This window comes from Arthrobacter sp. 9E16, assembly GCF_002929435.1.
In the GTDB taxonomy this organism is placed as follows: Bacteria; Actinomycetota; Actinomycetes; order Actinomycetales; family Micrococcaceae; genus Arthrobacter_B; species Arthrobacter_B sunyaminii.
This window is the reverse complement of record NZ_PJIU01000001.1, coordinates 1,138,851-1,154,125: the sequence shown is the minus strand read 5'-3', so window position 1 is coordinate 1,154,125 and position 15,275 is coordinate 1,138,851. Positions and strand designations below refer to the sequence as shown.

The window sequence follows — 15,275 nt, the reverse complement described above, 5'->3', positions numbered from 1 at the left end:
ACCAGCACTGGAACACGGCATGCCGGACCGGTGCCGTCAGAGGTACCGGGGCAGGATTTCCCGCGCCAGGTCAGCGATGCGCCGTTCATTGGGAAAGGAAAGCCGCTTGCCCAGTTCCGCCAGCGGAACCCAGGCGACATCCACGGCTTCGTGGTCCGGATCATTTTCGATGGTCAGGTGACCGCCCGTGGCAGCCAGCAGGAAGTGGTGCACGGTTTTATGCACGCGGTGACCACTCACCGTAAACCAGTAGTCGATGCTTCCCAGGGCTGTCAGGATCCGCCCGTCGATGCCGGTCTCCTCGGCGATTTCCCGGATGGCTGCTTCCCGGCTGTCTTCATCATTTTCCGGATGGCCTTTGGGAAGGCACCATTCCAGCCGCCCGCCGCGGTTCAGACGGGCAATAATGGCCACGGGCAGGTCCGCTGAAGCGGCATCCACCACGATTCCCCCCGCGGAGACCTCTTCCACTGTTGGAAGGGAAGCATGCACCGGATGCGCGGCGGCATTGCCCATTGACGCCGTCAACGGGGTTCGCTTGGGTGCGCTCGGTACGGGATGGGCCATAGGACCACTCTAACGATCTTTGTCCGGGGATGATGACTGGGCAGCGGTACCCCGGCGAGGAAGCGGGAATGCCCGGCGTGTCCGGGTTCCGGAAGGAGCCGGATGTGCACCCCCGGACCTTTTATCTGGCACGCTTAAAGCACTATGGCGCACCTTTCTGACAGCTCGGCCCTGAAAACTCCCCTTCCCTCCGTTGTCGGCGACCTCGGGCAGTTGTTCCACGACGCCGGTTACGAGCTTTCCCTCGTGGGCGGTCCGGTGCGGGACCTCTTTCTGGGGCGCGTATCCCCGGACCTGGATTTCACCACCAACGCCCGCCCCGATGACATCATCAGCGTGATTCGCCGCTGGTGTGACACCTACTGGGAGATCGGGCGTGCGTTCGGAACGATCGGTATGCGCAAGGCCGGCTTCCAGATTGAAATCACCACGTACCGGGCCGACGCCTACGATCCGGATTCGCGCAAACCGGCCGTGGCGTTCGGAGACAAGCTCGAAGACGATCTCTTCCGCCGCGACTTCACCATGAACGCGATGGCTCTGCGGCTGCCTTCCATGGAACTGGTCGATCCGTTCGGCGGAGCGAAGGACCTGCACGCGGGCCTCGTACGCACTCCCGGCGCCCCCTCGACGTCGTTCTCCGACGACCCGCTGCGGATGATGCGTGCCGCACGCTTTGCCTCCCAGCTGGAAGTGGACGTGGCGCCCGAGGTCTTCGAGGCAATGAAGGACATGGCCGGGCGGATCACCATTATTTCCGCCGAACGCGTCCGCGACGAACTGGTCAAACTCATTAACGGCAAGGCGCCGTGGGCCGGCATTGACCTGCTGGTGGAAAGCGGACTGGCCGAGCATGTCCTGCCGGAGGTGTCCGCGCTGAAGCTGGAGATCGACGAGCACCACCGCCATAAGGACGTTTACCAGCACTCGCTGACGGTGCTCCGGCAGGCCTGCGGCCAGGAGACGGACGCCGACGGCGCAGTGCCGGGTCCGGATTTTGTCCTTCGTTTCGCTGCGCTGATGCACGACGTCGGCAAACCCGCCACCCGCCGTTTCGAACCGAACGGTTCCGTCAGTTTCCTGCACCACGACGCCGTCGGGTCCAAGCTCACCGCCAAGCGGATGAAAGCGCTGCGCTTCGATAATGACACCATCAAAGCGGTCTCGCGGCTGGTGGAGCTGCACATGAGGTTCTACGGGTACGGCGATGCGGGCTGGACCGATTCCGCCGTCCGCCGCTACGTCAACGACGCCGGCCCCCTGCTGCAGCGGCTGCACCGGTTGACCCGCTCCGACGTCACCACCCGCAACCGGCGCAAGGCCGAACGCCTGGCCTTCGCCTATGACGACCTGGAAGCCCGCATCACTGCGCTCGCCGAGCAGGAGGAACTCGCCGCGATCCGGCCCGATCTGGACGGCCAGCAGATCATGGCCCTGCTGGGCATCCGGCCGGGCCCCGTGGTGGGCCGCGCCTACCGGTTCCTGCTGGAAGAGCGGATGGAAAAGGGGCCCTCCAGCGAGGCTGAAGCGGCGGATCTGCTGCGCAGCTGGTGGGCTTCCCAGCCCGAGAATCCCGACAATTCCGCTGCCGCCGCCGCCGGAGACGCCGATACTCCCGCGGCGCCCGCAGAGCCTTCCGCTGACAGCTCCGGCAATGCCGCCGCCCGCGGCGGTGCCAAAATGGAGTCGGACGGAAATCCGTCCTGACAAGCGGAAGGAAGTAAATGAGTAACGCTGAGGACTTCGGTCCCGCGGTTCCGGATACGACGCCGGCAGGTACCCGGCTGCCGCGCCTGTGGCTGCTGCGCCACGGTGAAACGGAGTGGTCCCGGGAGGGCAACTACACCGGTCTGACGGACATCCCCCTGACGGAGGCGGGCGAGGCCCAGGCCAGGGCCGCCAGGGAAAAGATCGGGGCCGTGGACTTTGATCTTGTCCTGTCCTCTCCGCTGGCCCGGGCGCGGCGCACCGCCGAACTGGTGGGCTACCCCAATCCTCAGATCCTTCCGCACGCCCATGAATGGGACTACGGAGACAATGAGGGCCGAAAGAGCACCCAGGTCCGTGCCGAGAACCCCGGGTACCTCATCTGGAATGACGGCGTACCCAACGGTGAAACCCTGGACCAGGTGGCGGAGCGGGCCGACCGCATCATCTCGCTCGTCCAGGCCGGCTGCGGAACACCGATGGACCGCACTCCGGACGCCACCCCGGTGGAGAAGGTCCTCCTCGTGGCGCACGGACATTTCCTGCGAATCCTCGCCGCCCGCTGGCTCGGTCTTCGGGCGGACCAGGGACGGCATTTTGTCCTCGGAACCGCTGCGGTTTGCACACTGGGCTGGGACAAGCACACTCCCGCGATAGTGCGCTGGGACTATTAGTCGCAAAAAGAATGTAAAAAAGTTTCCGTAAATGTCTTGGCAGGGAACGGAAACCTGTTGTATGTTTTTCCTGCGGCCACCTTTCTTACAGGTTGATACCGCACCAGCCAGTGAATACGTGTTATTCCGGTCCGCAGCTCTGTGACCGGTCCATCCGCAAGTCCATGCACTCATGAAAGGGAGGTGGGGTAATGAACATCCACAAATTCCTCACTGCCACGACGGTTGCCTGCCCGCAGGCCCGCACGTCCATCCCTTCGACTGCAGGGCCGCTGATGCGGCCCCTTGGACGGCGGGTGGCCGGCACCGGCACGGCGGGTTTTGGAGTCTCCTGGCGACGGCCCCCGTTCGACGGTGGCCGCGGGTAATCCCTGGCCGATCATCCGGCGGGTAACCGCGGGCTGACTGCCCCGCCGCTGGCTGCCGAGTCTTTGGTAGCCGCAGTTCGGCGGCTCCAAGCGTGTGCACGCCACCGCCCTGGCTTTGCGCCGGACGGTGTGCGGCGCTGATCCTTCCTTCGACAACTCACTGAACTTCCCGGCGTCCGCTGCGCGGTGCTCGTGGTGCGGCCCTGCCGTGAAGCTTCAAGTGATGCGCTCGCTGTGAGGAACCGCAGGTGCCCGGCCGGCCGGGGAGGCAGTGTTCCCGTGTATGGACTCCCATTTCCCGCACGTTCTTTTTCAGGGTAATTCTCTTCATTTCCCTGCGGCCTCATTGGGTCATTCCTTGTTCCATTGTTTCCTTTTGCGCACCCAAAAACATGCGCCTTTTCCGGAGTTTACTGTGCCTAAATCCAGCCTGCCCTTTTCAGTTCCGATAAAACCCTTCGCTTCGCCTGAAGCACGCGAAGCAGTTCAAGCACTCGATGCCACCGACGCCCCTAACCCCACCGGGGTGCGCGAATCATCCGGTCCGGCCCGCGTCCCAACACCGCTGCGAAAGGAGGTGTCCGCCATGTTTTTCCGACTGTTAGCGTCCTTCGCCCGTTCCGACGCCGTTCATCAGGCACGCCTGGACCAGTGCTGGAACGGTCCGCACCGGTATCTGATGGCCCACAACACCTGGTCGGCGAAGTAGCCACCCGAACCGACGGGAACAAAACCGGGGGAGTCCGCGCTGTCCTGCAGTGCGGACTCACCCGTTTTATGTGGTGGGCGCAGCCTGCCTGGAAACCATGCTCTGCGCAGTGTCGTTATAAAGTCAGTAGGGGACAAGGACAGCGGCCGGCCAGGAAGGGAGAGCTGTTGCTTCAGGTAAAGCGTGTCGCCATGCTCTCCCTGCATACGTCACCGTTGGAGCAGCCAGGCTCCGGTGATGCCGGCGGCATGAATGTTTATGTGCGCTCCGTGGCCGTGGAGTTGGCTGCCACAGGCGTAGAGGTGGAGATTTTCACCCGGGCAACCGACCGGCACCAGCGTCCGTCCGTGGAACTTGTTCCCGGTGTGACGGTGCGCCACGTTGAAGCGGGACCGCGCCGAAAGATTGCCAAAGAAGCTCTCCCCGGGCTGGAAGCTGCCCTGGCAGCATCCGTGACGGGCAGCCATCCATTCCCTTCCCACCGGCACTTTGACGTCATCCATACGCACTACTGGATCTCCGGCACAGCCGGCCTGGCTGTGGCCCGTGCCTGGGACCTTCCCCTGGTGCACACCATGCACACCATGGCCCGGGTGAAGAACCTGCGTCTGCAGGCCGGAGAGAAGCCGGAGCCCCGGGTGCGGATTGACGGGGAACAGGACATCGTGGGCGGTGCCACCCGCCTGATAGCCAATACAAGCACTGAAGCCGCCGAGCTGGAATCGCTGTACGGAGCCAACCCCCGCGCCGTGGACGTCGTCGCGCCGGGAGTGGACCTGCAGGTTTTCTCGAGCCGGAACTCCGGCGCGGCCCGCGCCCGGCTGGGCGTGCCCCGCGGCGTGTTCCACGTCGTCTTTGCCGGCCGTATCCAGCGGATGAAAGGCCCCCAGGTGCTGATCCGGGCCGCCGCGGAACTGCACGCCCGCCGTCCGGACATCCCGCTGCACGTCACCGTGCTCGGCGCCGGCAGCGGCGCCGATGTTTTGGACCTGGCGCCGCTGGCGGATTCGCTGGGGCTGCACGGACAGGTGACCCTTCATCCGCCCGTGGAGGCCGCCGTGCTGGCCGACTGGTTTAGGGCCGCCGACGTGGTTGCCGTGCCCTCCTTCAGCGAATCCTTCGGCCTCGTGGCCCTTGAAGCCCAGGCCTGCGGCACTCCAGTGCTGGCTGCCAACGTGGGCGGGCTGCCCAAGGCTGTGGAACACGGCCGCACCGGGCTTCTGGTGGACGGCCATGAGAGCGGGCGCTGGTCCGCCGAGCTGGAACGGCTGTACGACGACGAGGGTATGCGGCGGGCGCTGGGCTACGGCGCCGCAGTGCACGCTGCCGCGTTTGGCTGGAAACGCACAGCCACACTCACGGCGCAGAGCTACCTGCAGGCCGCCGAACAGTTCTCGGCGCACTCCGTGCGCTGATAGCTTGGTGATACGCCACCACCGTCGATGAAGACCACCGGCGGGAACCGGAAGGACCGCAATGATGCGCGCAGCCGCTGACATGACCAGCGATTTGGAAATCTCCCGCCGGGCCGTGATGAAGCCCATTACGGACATCGCCCGTGCAGCCGGCATCCCCGAAGAAGCCCTGGAACTGTACGGACGGTACAAAGCCAAGATTGACCCGGCACTGGTGCCCGCACGCAGCACCCGCGGGAAGGTGGTGCTGGTCACCGCCATGAGCCCCACCCCGGCCGGAGAAGGCAAGTCCACGGTCACCGTCGGACTGGGCGATGCACTGGCCAAAGCCGGAGCAAACACCGTCATAGCCCTGCGCGAACCTTCACTGGGGCCGGTACTGGGCATGAAGGGCGGAGCCACGGGCGGCGGCTGGTCGCAGGTGGTGCCCATGGAGGACATCAACCTGCACTTCACCGGCGACTTCCACGCCATCACCACCGCCAACAACGCGTTGACGGCGTTGCTGGACAACCACATCTACCAGGGCAACGAGCTGGGGATCGATCCGCGCCGGATCACCTTCCGCCGCGTCATGGACATGAATGACCGCTCGCTGCGGGACATCGTGATCGGCCTGGGCGGCCCGGTGCAGGGTGTGCCGCGCCAGGATGGTTTCGACATCACCGTGGCTTCGGAAATCATGGCCGTCTTCTGCCTGGCCCGCGACCTCGCCGACCTCAAGGAGCGGCTGGCCCGGATCACGGTGGGATACACCTACGACCGGCGGCCGGTCACGGTGCGGGATCTGGGCGTGGAGGGCGCACTGACACTGCTGCTCAAAGACGCCGTGAAACCGAACCTGGTCCAAACCCTCGCCGGGACGCCGGCGCTGGTCCACGGCGGCCCGTTCGCCAATATCGCACACGGCTGCAACTCCGTGATTGCCACCGAACTGGCCCGCACCGTCGGCGACATCGTGGTCACCGAGGCGGGCTTCGGAGCCGACCTGGGCGCCGAAAAGTACATGGACATCACCTCGCGGGCCGCGGACGTGGCCCCGGACGCCGTCGTCCTGGTGGCAACGATCCGTGCCCTGAAGATGCACGGCGGCGTGCCGAAGGACCGGCTGAGTGAGCCGGACTTCGCCGCCCTGGAGGCGGGAACGGCCAACCTGCGCCGGCACATCCGCAACATCGCCAGGTTCGGCCTGAGCCCCGTCGTGGCGGTGAACACCTTCACCACGGACACGCAGGAAGAGGTGGACTGGCTGCTGCAGTGGTGTGCAGGCGAAGGCGTCGCCGCGGCCGCAGCCGATGTCTGGGCCAACGGCGGAGGGGAAAGCGGGGGTGATGCGCTGGCCGCCAAGGTCCTGGAAGCCCTGGAGGAACCGGCGGATTTCCACCATCTGTACCCGTTGGACATGCCGGTCGAGGAGAAGATCCGGACAGTGGTCCGGGACATTTACGGAGCCGACGACGTTGAATTTTCCCTGCCGGCCCTGCGCCGGCTGGAGGAAATCAAGGCCGGGGGATGGGACTCGCTGCCGGTGTGCATGGCCAAGACCCAGTACTCCTTCTCGGACAACGCGGACCTGCTCGGAGCACCGACCGGTTTCACCGTGCACGTGCGGGACCTGATCCTGAAGACCGGAGCCGGATTCGTCGTCGCACTCACCGGTGCCGTAATGACCATGCCCGGACTGCCGAAGGCTCCGGCAGCAATGCGCATGGACGTTGCCGCGGACGGCACGCCCTCCGGCCTGTCATAACCGGCGGGCGTGCCGAGGCGGGGAAGCGCCGGGCTTAGCGCTCCACCTCGCCGCGGATGAACTGCTCCACTTTTTCCTTGGCAATGTCATCGTTGTACTGCTCCGGCGGGGACTTCATGAAGTAGCTCGACGCCGAGAGGATCGGTCCGCCAACACCCCGGTCCAGCGCAATCTTGGCGGCCCGGATGGCATCGATGATGACACCGGCGGAGTTGGGGGAGTCCCAGACCTCCAGCTTGTATTCCAGGGACACCGGAGCATCGCCGAAGTTGCGGCCCTCAAGGCGCACAAAGGCCCACTTGCGGTCATCGAGCCAGGCAACGTAGTCCGAGGGGCCGATGTGGACGTCGTCGGCCTTCAAATCGGCTGAGGTATTGGAGGTGACGGCCTGCGTCTTGGAAATCTTCTTGGACTCCAGGCGCTCACGCTCAAGCATGTTCTTGAAGTCCATGTTGCCGCCGACGTTCAGCTGGTAGGTGCGGTCCAGCACCACACCGCGGTCCTCGAACAGCTTGGCCATCACGCGGTGCGTAATGGTGGCGCCGATCTGGCTCTTGATGTCGTCACCGATGATCGGCACGCCGGCGGCAGTGAATTTATCCGCCCACTCCTTGGTACCGGCAATGAAAACGGGCAGGGCATTCACGAAGGCAACACCGGCGTCGATGGCGCACTGGGCGTAGAACTTGGCAGCCTGCTCGGAGCCCACGGGCAGGTAGCAGACCATCACGTCAACGGCGTTGTCCTTCAGCGCGGCAACAATGTCCACGGCTTCGGCGTCGGACTCGACGATGGTCTCGCGGTAGTACTTGCCCAGGCCGTCGAGGGTGTGGCCGCGCTGCACGGTGACGCCGGTTTCCGGAACATCAGCGATCTTGATGGTGTTGTTCTCGCTGGCGCCGATGGCGTCGGCCAGGTCCAGGCCAACCTTCTTGCTGTCGACGTCAAAGGCGGCGACAAACTGCACGTCATTGACGTGGTAGCTTCCGAACTCCACATGCATCAAACCAGGGACCGTCAGGTCCGGATCTGCATCGCGGTAATACTGCACGCCCTGCACCAGCGATGCCGCACAGTTTCCCACACCAACGATTGCGACCCGAATGGGGTTCTTAGCCACGGTTCTCCTTTGAAGACGAGTTATCAACCGCCGCACCTGCGGCGGCAAGACCGGGCCCAGTCTACGGCCTCTACCCAAGCAATTAGTGTTTGGCATCACAGCTTCGCGCAGCAGCGGAGACTGCGGTGCCGTCCGGCACCCGGAGAAGCCGGGGCGGAGCGGCATACTGGTAACCATGGAGCCCAAGCCCCGACGCCAGCCGCTGCGGATAGTGGTGCCCAGCCGCAATGACCCGCTGCTGCGGGAACTCACCGAGGGCATTGGCGGTCCGTTGGGCCGCCACACCGCCCCGGGCATCGTGACGCCCGGGTTCTTTACCGTGGAGCGGGTCCTGATCCTGCTCACCACGGCAGCAGCTCTGGTGGCGGTGCTGGTGAAAATGCCGTGCCGCACCGGCGGCTGGACCGCACCGACCCACTTCTATCAGGCCTGTTACTCGGACTGGCCGATCCTGTTCGACTCCCGCGGTCTGGCGCAGGGCGTTTTTCCCTTCCTGACCCCGGACGCCGCCTTCGAATACCCCGTGCTGCTGGGGCTGCTGGCGGGCGCCGTTGCCCTGCTGGTGCCCGACGGCGGATCGCAGGAACGCGCGCTGGCCTACTTTGACATCAATGCGGTCCTGGCGGTCCTGGCCTGGATCGGCACGGTTATCGCGACCATGCGGATGGCCAACCGCAGGCCCTGGGACGCTGCCATGGTGGCGCTGGCCCCCGCCATGATCCTGTCGGTGTTCATTAACTGGGACATTTGGGCCGTGCTGCTGGCGGCGCTGGGCATGCTGGCTTTTGCGCGCAGCCGCCCGGTCCTCGCCGGAGTGCTGCTGGGTCTGGGGGCGGCGCTGAAGCTCTATCCGGTGCTGATCCTCGGCGCAGTGCTGGTTCTGGCACTGCGGACCGGGCGGCTGCGCCCGGCCTTCCAGGCAACGGGCGCAGCTGCGGCCGCATGGCTGGTGGTGAACGTTCCGTTCATGGTTGCCGACTTCACCGGCTGGAAGTTCTTCCTGACCTTCACCGGGGAGCGGCCTGCGGGGTATTCCTCCGTATGGTTTGCGTGGAACGTGCTGGCGGAGCGGTGGGGGCAGCCGCAGGCGGATTCAGGGTTCATCAATTTTTGGGCCTATTTCCTGTTCGCCGCGGCCTGCGCGGGCATTGCACTGCTGGGACTTGCCGCTCCGAGGCGGCCCCGGCTGGCGCAGCTGGCGTTCCTGATTGTTGCCGCCTTCATCCTGACCAACAAGGTGTATTCGCCCCAGTTTGTCCTGTGGCTGATTCCGCTGGTGGCGCTTGCCCGTCCCCGGTGGAGAGACTTTTTGATCTGGCAGTTCTTCGAAGTGCTCCACTGGTGGGCCATCTGGATGTATCTGGGCGCGCAAACCTCCGGCGGCTCCGCCCAGAACAATATCGACGCCGCCTACTACGTGTGGGCCGTGGCCGGGCACGTGCTGGCCACGGCCTGGCTGATGTCCCAGGTGGTCAGGGACATCCTGGTGCCCGCCCGCGATCCGGTGCGTCGGCTGAACATCGATGATCCGCAGGGCGGGCCCTTCGACCACGCACCCGACCGGTTCCGGCTTCGCCGCAGGATCAGCGGCACGGCAGCTGGGGAAGCCGGCCCCCGGACATCCACTCCGAAGGAAGCAGGAACACCATGAACGATGTCGCGGTGGTCGGTTCCGGGCCCAACGGTCTGGCGGCTGCGGTCATCATGGCCCGTGCGGGGCTGTCGGTGCAGGTTTTCGAAGCGGGGCCAACGGCCGGCGGCGGCAGCCGCACCAAGGAACTGCTGGAGCCCGGCCACCGGTACGACGTGTGCTCGGCCGTGCATCCCATGGCCCTGGCGTCCCCCTTCTTCCGCCGGTTTGAACTGGCGGACCGCATCAAGCTCACGGTGCCGGAGATCTCCTATGCGCATCCTTTGGACGGGGGCGACGCCGGACTGGCCTACAAGGACCTGGAACGCACCGTCGAGGGGCTGGGGGCGGACGGGCCTGCCTTCCGCAAGCTGATGTCGCCGCTGGTCCGGCGCAGCGAAGCCATCACCGAGCTGTTGATGTCCCCGCTGATCCGGGGCTACCGGCAGCCCGGTGCGGCACTGGCGTTCGGCCGCGCCGCCCTGGACCAGGGCACCCCGTTGTGGAACACGCGGTTCACCGCCGACAAGGCGCCGGCCCTGCTCACCGGCGTCGCCGCCCACCCGGTGGGACGCATGCCCTCCCTGCCGTCGGCCGGCGGCGGCCTGCTCCTGGCCCTGCTCGCCCACACCGTGGGCTGGCCGGTGCCCGACGGCGGATCCCAGGCAATTGCCGATGCCATGGTGAAGGACCTGCAGGCACACGGAGGAGAGCTGGTCACGGACCATCGGGTGTCCTCACTCGATGAGGTCCGCGGCGCCAGGACCGTCCTGCTCGACGTTTCCCCCAAGACCCTGCTGGAGCTCGCCGGACCGGAGCTGCCGGGACGGTATGCGGGAGCGCTGCAGCGGTTCCGGTACGGCAACGCGGCCTGCAAGGTGGACTTCATCCTCTCCGGCCCGGTGCCGTGGGCCAACCGGGAAGTGGGACGGGCCGGAACGGTGCACCTGGGCGGGCGCCGCGCCGAACTTGCAGCCGCGGAGGCGCAGGTCGCAGCGGGAAAGCATCCGCACAAGCCCTACGTCCTGCTGTCCCAGCCCAGCACCTTCGATTCCTCCCGGGCACCGGCGGGCCGCCATATCCTGTGGACCTACTGCCACGTTCCGGCCGGTTCCACGGTGGACATGACCGAAGCCGTCACCGCGCAGATTGAACGGTTCGCACCCGGCTTCCGCGACGTCGTCGTGCGCTCGCAGGTGACGACGGCGGCGGACCTGGAGCGCTACAACGAGAACTATGTGGGCGGTGACTTTGGCGGCGGCGCAGTGAACCTGTGGCAGATGGCGGCGCGCCCCGTACCGGCAGTGAATCCATGGCAAACGCCGCTTCCGGGGATCTATCTCTGCTCGGCGTCCACGCCGCCGGGACCCGGGGTCCACGGTATGGGAGGCTTTCATGCCGCCGGGCTGGCACTGCGCCGGCGGCATGCCCTGCCGATGCCGGACCTAGGGGTAAACAGCTGACGCCGCTGCAAGCTTGTATGTTTAAATCCAGCGGAACCCCGCTCACGCTCTGCAGAGGGAATGGACCATGCACAACCAGGACAACGGGGAGCCGGCGAATCCGGACACCCTCGTCCCGCCTCCCGTAACCGGGCCCCTGAGCCCGCGCTGGTGGCTGGCAGTGCAGTCGGCACTGATTGCCTACGGCCTGACCCTGGGCGCCGCCCTGGTGACCATGGCGCTGCTGGTCCTGGGATTCTTCCTGGGCGGGGCAGGTGCCCTGAACGCCATGAATGATTCGGCCGGCAGCATGGGGGCCAGGCTTGACGGCCCCTCGGCCCTGGCGATCTATCCCTTTTTCCTGGCCGCGATGGCGCTGGGCGGAACAACGGTCCTGACAGTGTCCTCCACCGTAACTGACTTCGGCGCGCCGCTGGTCAGCGTGTGGGTGGGGGTCCTTCCCCTGGCGCTGACAGCTGTGGCAACGGCAGCACTCTGGCGTCTTGGCCGCCGCGCGGAACGTAAGGCGGCACTGGAATCAGACGGGGCCCGCTGGCTTTACGCAGGACTCACGGGACTGGCGCTGGCTGCCTTCTCCGTGCTGCTGAGCCTCCTGGTTTCACTGCGCGGAACCACTGACACGGGTGACGCGTTCCTGACCGCTGCCTCACCGAGCCTGGTGGCCGGCGCCGTGCTGCTGGGGACGGCGGCCAGCTGGGCGGGACGGAAACGCGAGGCCGGTACGGAGCTTCGCTGGTTCAGGCGGGCTGAAGCAGCGCTGCCGGGACTTCGGCCGGCGCTGCGCCTGGCCGGCTGCCACTATCTGGCCTACACCTGCGTGATCGGCCTGGCGCTGCTCGTCACGGCCCTGGTGCACGGCGGGGCTGCGGTGGCCTTCGCCGCACCGCTCTGGCTGCCGACAGCGTCGGCCTGGGCCTTCGCCACCGGCCATCTGTCCGCAGTGGCGAACCTGGGGTTGCCGCTGTCGGGACTCTTTCCGCTGACCGTGGGCGACCTGCCCGTCTGGGCCAGTGCCGCCGTCGGAGTCCTGGTGCTGCTGCTGGCCACGGCGGCGGCAGTCCTCTGGTCCCTCAGCCGGGGCCGTAACCGGGGGGAGCCGGCAGGGCGGGAATCATGGCTGACCCTGCCGGCGGTTTTCGGTCTGGGCGGCGCGGTGCTGTCCGTCATCAGCCTCGTGGCGGCGGGACAAGGCACCGCCGGGGGCAGCGGCTTCGGCCCGGGAGCAGGAACCGTTGGCCCCGCCTGGTGGACGTTCCTGGTCATGGCCGCCTGGGGTTTGGTGATCGAAGCGGGCTCGCGGACACTGGCCCCCCAGCTGGGGCACCTGGTGCCGCGGCGGATGGCCGCATTCTTCAGCGGGACCCCCGGGAACTGACACCGTCCGCCCGTGACCTGGCCTGCATCCCTTGCGCTCAGGACCCCGGCATGGGCAACTGGAACCAGGAGGTTTACCGATGACCGTGCACCTGAACAACCACCACCGGGACACCCTGGACGAGATCCTGCGGCATCCCACCAGTTCCAACATTGAGTGGAAGCGAGTCCGCTCCCTGCTGGAGGCCGTGGCCGACACCACGCGGGAACACAACGGCAAGTATGAGGTTACCCTCGCCGGTGAAACCGACTATCTGGAGCCTCCGCGGGGCAAGGACATTGACGAGCAGACCGTTGTGGACCTGCGCAAAATGCTGACCCGGGCCGGATACACGCTGGACACCAAGTAGGATCCGCCGGCCCGTGGCCGGTGGCTACTCGACGGTCAGTTCACCCATCCGGGACCAGTCTTCGCCCTCGATGACCGTGTTGATGATCTTCGGAGTCTCGACCAGCGCCTGGACCATATCCTTCATGGCCTGCTGGAAGTGGTCGCTGCCCACGTGAGCCTCGGCGGCGTCGTCCTTGAAGGCTTCCACGAGGACAAACTCGTTGGGGTTTTCCAGGCTGCGTGACCAGTCGAACCACAGGTTGCCGGGCTCGGCACGGGTGGCGGCGGTGAAATCTTTGGTCAGTTCCGGCCAGCGCTCCACCCATTCCGGCTTGACGTTGAACTTGACGGTAATGAAGATCATCTTCGCTCCTTAGCGGGGTATTTCCGGCGTGTCCCGGGCGGAGACACGCGGCCTTCATCCTAGGCACGTCAGGGCCGCGGCTGTCCATCCCGGCGGGATGGGAGGATGGAAGTGTGGCACACCTCGACGTATCCAACATTGACTATTTCCTCTCCGACGGCAGGCAGCTGCTCAACGGCGTCAGCTTCAAGGTGGGGGACGGGCACAAGACGGCCCTGATCGGACCCAACGGCACCGGCAAGACCACCCTGCTGCGCATCATCGCCGAGGACATCAGGGCCGACGAGGGCACCGTGTCCAAATCCGGATCCATGGGCATCATGCGCCAGTTCGTGGGCCAGGTCCGCGATGACAGCACGGTCCGGGACCTTTTGGTCTCTGCCGCCCCGCCAGCGCTCGCCGCGGCCGCCAAAGCCGTGGATGATGCGGAGCTGGCGATGATGGAGCACGACGACGAGCCCACCCAGATGCGCTACGCCACCGCCATTGCCGACTGGGGAGACGCCGGCGGCTACGAGCAGGAAACCGTCTGGGACGAGGTCACCATGGCGGCCCTGGGCATGCCCTTTGACCGCGCCCAGTACCGCAAGGCCTCCACCCTGTCCGGCGGCGAACAGAAACGCCTGGTCCTGGAGGCACTGTTCTCCGGCCCGGATGAGCTGCTGCTGCTGGATGAGCCGGACAACTATCTGGATGTTCCCGGCAAGCGCTGGCTGGAAGCCAAACTCGCTGAGTCCAAGAAATCCGTCCTGTTTGTCAGCCACGACCGGGAGCTGCTCGATAACGCCGCCACCCGCATCGTCACCCTGGAACCGGGCATCAACGGCGCGTCGGCCTGGATCCACGGCGGCGGCTTCAGCAGCTATGTCACGGCGCGCGAGGACCGCAACGCCCGGTTCGAGGAACTGCGCCGGCGCTGGGACGAGGAGCACCTCAAGCTCAAAGAGCTCGTGAACATGTACAAGAACAAGGCGGCGTTCCGGTCCGACATGGCCAACCGGTACCAGGCCGCCCAGACCCGGCTGGCCAAGTTCCTCGAAGCGGGTCCGCCGGAGGCCCTGCCGATTGAACAGAACGTCAAGATGCGCCTGCGCGGCGGACGCACCGCCAAACGGGCCGTCGTCGCGCAGAAACTGGAGCTGACCGGGCTGATGAAGCCGTTCAGCACGGAAATCTGGTTTGGCGACCGGGTGGGCGTGCTCGGCTCCAACGGGTCCGGAAAGTCCCACTTCCTGCGCCTGCTGGCCCTGGGCGGCACCGACCCGGACAAGGAACACGAGCCGGTGTCCGAGGTGGAAATCTCTCCTGTTCCGCACGAGGGTTCCGTCAAGCTCGGCGCCCGCATCCGGCCGGGGTTCTTCGCCCAGACCATGATGCGCCCGGACCTGCTCGGAAAAACCCTGCTGGACATCCTGCACCGCGGTGATGAACACCGCTCCGGCCTCGGCCGCGAAGCCGCCGCCGGAGCCCTGGACCGCTACGGCCTGGCGGCGTCCTCCGAGCAGAAATACGACTCGCTTTCCGGCGGGCAGCAGGCGCGGCTGCAGATCCTGCTGCTGGAACTCTCCGGTGCCACGCTGCTGCTGCTGGATGAGCCCACCGACAACCTGGACCTGCACTCCGCCGAAGCCCTGGAAAAGGCCATCGAGGCGTTCGAAGGAACCGTTCTGGCCGTCACACACGACCGCTGGTTCGCCCGCAGCTTCGACCGGTTCCTGGTGTTTGGTTCCGACGGGAAGGTCTATGAATCCGAGACTCCGGTCTGGGATGAGAAACGCGTGGTCCGCGCGCGGTAGGGGACAA

The 15,275-nt window shown here is 66.1% G+C and carries 14 protein-coding genes; 11 read left to right on the top strand and 3 right to left on the bottom strand.

Features of this window, described 5'->3' with window-relative positions; all coding sequences use genetic code 11:
* Window positions 1–36: 36 nt before the first annotated feature.
* Window positions 37–567, bottom strand: coding sequence for an NUDIX hydrolase (locus CXR00_RS05535; RefSeq protein ID WP_104053459.1), 531 nt, complete (start codon window positions 565–567; stop codon window positions 37–39).
* Between the two features lie 144 nt (window positions 568–711).
* On the opposite strand from CXR00_RS05535, the gene CXR00_RS05530 reads away from it, so the two are divergent.
* The 6 genes from CXR00_RS05530 to CXR00_RS05515 all read left to right on the top strand — a co-directional run bounded on the left by CXR00_RS05530 (window position 712) and on the right by CXR00_RS05515 (window position 7,190).
* A complete protein-coding gene (locus CXR00_RS05530) occupies window positions 712–2,274 on the top strand; it encodes a CCA tRNA nucleotidyltransferase (RefSeq protein WP_104053458.1) in 1,563 nt (520 codons plus the stop codon).
* A 17-nt stretch (window positions 2,275–2,291) separates the two neighbouring features.
* Complete coding sequence (locus CXR00_RS05525) at window positions 2,292–2,948, top strand: histidine phosphatase family protein (protein WP_104053457.1); 657 nt, start codon at window positions 2,292–2,294, stop codon at window positions 2,946–2,948.
* A 191-nt stretch (window positions 2,949–3,139) separates the two neighbouring features.
* A complete protein-coding gene (locus CXR00_RS18200; protein WP_181032192.1) occupies window positions 3,140–3,316 on the top strand; it encodes a hypothetical protein in 177 nt (58 codons plus the stop codon).
* 586 nt (window positions 3,317–3,902) lie between these two features.
* Complete coding sequence (locus CXR00_RS18495) at window positions 3,903–4,025, top strand: hypothetical protein (RefSeq protein WP_258059776.1); 123 nt, start codon at window positions 3,903–3,905, stop codon at window positions 4,023–4,025.
* A gap of 167 nt (window positions 4,026–4,192) precedes the next feature.
* Window positions 4,193–5,440, top strand: coding sequence for a D-inositol-3-phosphate glycosyltransferase (mshA, locus tag CXR00_RS05520; RefSeq protein WP_104053456.1), 1,248 nt, complete (start codon window positions 4,193–4,195; stop codon window positions 5,438–5,440).
* Window positions 5,441–5,504: 64 nt separating this feature from the next.
* A complete protein-coding gene (locus CXR00_RS05515) occupies window positions 5,505–7,190 on the top strand; it encodes a formate--tetrahydrofolate ligase (RefSeq protein ID WP_104053756.1) in 1,686 nt (561 codons plus the stop codon).
* Between the two features lie 34 nt (window positions 7,191–7,224).
* Here the strand turns inward: CXR00_RS05515 and CXR00_RS05510 are convergent, their stop codons facing one another.
* Window positions 7,225–8,310, bottom strand: coding sequence for an inositol-3-phosphate synthase (locus CXR00_RS05510; RefSeq protein WP_104053455.1), 1,086 nt, complete (start codon window positions 8,308–8,310; stop codon window positions 7,225–7,227).
* Window positions 8,311–8,485: 175 nt separating this feature from the next.
* Between CXR00_RS05510 and CXR00_RS05505 the strand changes: the two genes are divergently transcribed.
* The 4 genes from CXR00_RS05505 to CXR00_RS05490 all read left to right on the top strand — a co-directional run bounded on the left by CXR00_RS05505 (window position 8,486) and on the right by CXR00_RS05490 (window position 13,127).
* Window positions 8,486–9,961 carry a glycosyltransferase family 87 protein gene (locus tag CXR00_RS05505; protein ID WP_181032480.1) on the top strand — a complete coding sequence of 492 codons (1,476 nt, stop codon included), beginning with the start codon at window positions 8,486–8,488 and terminating at the stop codon, window positions 9,959–9,961.
* Window positions 9,958–11,403 carry an NAD(P)/FAD-dependent oxidoreductase gene (locus CXR00_RS05500; RefSeq protein WP_104053454.1) on the top strand — a complete coding sequence of 482 codons (1,446 nt, stop codon included), beginning with the start codon at window positions 9,958–9,960 and terminating at the stop codon, window positions 11,401–11,403. Before CXR00_RS05505 ends, CXR00_RS05500 begins: the two co-directional genes overlap by 4 nt.
* A 67-nt stretch (window positions 11,404–11,470) precedes the next feature.
* A complete protein-coding gene (locus tag CXR00_RS05495; protein ID WP_104053453.1) occupies window positions 11,471–12,778 on the top strand; it encodes a hypothetical protein in 1,308 nt (435 codons plus the stop codon).
* A 79-nt stretch (window positions 12,779–12,857) separates the two neighbouring features.
* Window positions 12,858–13,127 (top strand): hypothetical protein, encoded by a 270-nt coding sequence (locus CXR00_RS05490; RefSeq protein WP_104053452.1) that lies wholly within the window; start codon window positions 12,858–12,860, stop codon window positions 13,125–13,127.
* Between the two features lie 24 nt (window positions 13,128–13,151).
* Here CXR00_RS05490 and CXR00_RS05485 read toward each other — a convergent pair whose 3' ends face one another.
* Complete coding sequence (locus CXR00_RS05485; protein WP_104053451.1) at window positions 13,152–13,472, bottom strand: putative quinol monooxygenase; 321 nt, start codon at window positions 13,470–13,472, stop codon at window positions 13,152–13,154.
* A 113-nt stretch (window positions 13,473–13,585) separates the two neighbouring features.
* On the opposite strand from CXR00_RS05485, the gene CXR00_RS05480 reads away from it, so the two are divergent.
* Complete coding sequence (locus tag CXR00_RS05480; protein WP_104053450.1) at window positions 13,586–15,268, top strand: ABC-F family ATP-binding cassette domain-containing protein; 1,683 nt, start codon at window positions 13,586–13,588, stop codon at window positions 15,266–15,268.
* The last annotated feature ends 7 nt before the right edge of the window (window positions 15,269–15,275 follow it).

What these genes read in the sequence shown, in the direction of transcription:
- CXR00_RS05500 (WP_104053454.1), top strand. Translation starts at nt 9,958, where the DNA reads ATGAACGATGTCGCGGTGGTCGGTTCCGGGCCCAACGGTCTGGCGGCT.
- CXR00_RS05505 (WP_181032480.1), top strand. Translation starts at nt 8,486, where the DNA reads ATGGAGCCCAAGCCCCGACGCCAGCCGCTGCGGATAGTGGTGCCCAGC.
- CXR00_RS05525 (WP_104053457.1), top strand. Translation starts at nt 2,292, where the DNA reads ATGAGTAACGCTGAGGACTTCGGTCCCGCGGTTCCGGATACGACGCCG.
- CXR00_RS05515 (WP_104053756.1), top strand. Translation starts at nt 5,505, where the DNA reads ATGCGCGCAGCCGCTGACATGACCAGCGATTTGGAAATCTCCCGCCGG.
- CXR00_RS18495 (WP_258059776.1), top strand. Translation starts at nt 3,903, where the DNA reads ATGTTTTTCCGACTGTTAGCGTCCTTCGCCCGTTCCGACGCCGTTCAT.
- CXR00_RS05495 (WP_104053453.1), top strand. Translation starts at nt 11,471, where the DNA reads ATGCACAACCAGGACAACGGGGAGCCGGCGAATCCGGACACCCTCGTC.
- CXR00_RS05530 (WP_104053458.1), top strand. Translation starts at nt 712, where the DNA reads ATGGCGCACCTTTCTGACAGCTCGGCCCTGAAAACTCCCCTTCCCTCC.
- CXR00_RS05535 (WP_104053459.1), bottom strand. Translation starts at nt 567, where the DNA reads ATGGCCCATCCCGTACCGAGCGCACCCAAGCGAACCCCGTTGACGGCG.
- CXR00_RS18200 (WP_181032192.1), top strand. Translation starts at nt 3,140, where the DNA reads ATGAACATCCACAAATTCCTCACTGCCACGACGGTTGCCTGCCCGCAG.
- CXR00_RS05490 (WP_104053452.1), top strand. Translation starts at nt 12,858, where the DNA reads ATGACCGTGCACCTGAACAACCACCACCGGGACACCCTGGACGAGATC.
- CXR00_RS05485 (WP_104053451.1), bottom strand. Translation starts at nt 13,472, where the DNA reads ATGATCTTCATTACCGTCAAGTTCAACGTCAAGCCGGAATGGGTGGAG.